General features: G+C 46.7%; 1 protein-coding gene. It reads left to right on the top strand.

Features of this window, described 5'->3' with window-relative positions:
* Positions 1–272 precede the first annotated feature (272 nt).
* Complete coding sequence (nblR, locus tag QUB64_RS32855; RefSeq protein WP_333325972.1) at positions 273–968, top strand: response regulator transcription factor NblR; 696 nt, start codon at positions 273–275, stop codon at positions 966–968.
* The last annotated feature ends 139 nt before the right edge of the window (positions 969–1107 follow it).

The following is a 1107-nucleotide window of genomic DNA, read 5'->3' as shown; positions in this document are numbered from 1 at the left end:
GAATTGGGAATTGGGAATTGGGAATTGGGAATTGGGAATTGGGAATTGGGAATTGGGAATTGGGAATTGGGAATTGTAATTTTTAACTAATGACAAGTGACAACTGTCAACTGACAACTGACAACTGTCAACTGTCAACTGTCAACTGACAACTGACAAGTGACAACTGTCAACTGACAACTGACAACTGTCAACTGACAACTGTCAACTGACAACTGTCAACTGTCCCTAGATACGTGCTAGAACAGTTATGGTCTTCACCGGTCAATTCAATGGCTGCAATTACTCTCGATCGCAATCCCTGTGTCCTGCTAGTAGAAACAGACGAAGTTCTCGCCGGACACTTAAGCCTAGACTTAAAATCCTCCGGCTACGAACCGGTAATAGCTTCTAATATCGCCACAGGTCAACATTTAGCCCGTGAATTGCAGCCAGCTTTGATTGTAATCGATCGCATACTCGGCCCTGAGTCGGGACTTTCCCTGTGTTCTCACCTCCGAAGCAGTGGCAATCGGGCGCCGGTGTTATTATTGATCGGTCGCGATACAGTTGACGATCGCGTGGCTTGTTTGGAAGCTGGGGCGGATGATTATTTTCTCAAACCTTACCGCAGTGAGGACTTTTTGCACTTGGTGCGCTTGTATTTGCAGCCGGATAACACCAGCAGCGAACAGTTGAGGTTTGGCGATTTAGTTTTGGATTTGGCGTCTAGGCGGGCCCTGCGAAACGGACGGGCGATCGACCTGACGATGAAGGAATTTGAACTGCTAAAGTATTTGATGGAACATCCCCGCGATGTTTTGACTCGCGAACAAATTCTAGAGAATGTTTGGGGTTACGACTTTCTCGGCGAGTCAAATGTGATTGAGGTTTACATCCGCTATCTGCGCCTCAAAATAGAAGATGAAGGCGAAAAGCGCTTGATTCAGACGGTGCGCGGTGTTGGTTATGTGATGCGCGAAGCTTAAAGAAGTCATTGGTCAAACAGGTCATTAGTCATTAGTCATTGGTCATTGGTTATTGGTCATTGGTCATTGGTCATTGGTCATTGGTCATTGGTCATTGGTCATTGGTCATTTTACCCGCTCGCGAAGTCGAAGGGTGGTC

It is taken from the genome of Microcoleus sp. Aus8_D2, assembly GCF_036702665.1.
In the GTDB taxonomy this organism is placed as follows: Bacteria; Cyanobacteriota; Cyanobacteriia; order Cyanobacteriales; family Microcoleaceae; genus Microcoleus.
The sequence above is the reverse complement of the archived record's forward strand: the minus strand, read 5'-3'. Positions and strand labels throughout refer to the sequence as shown.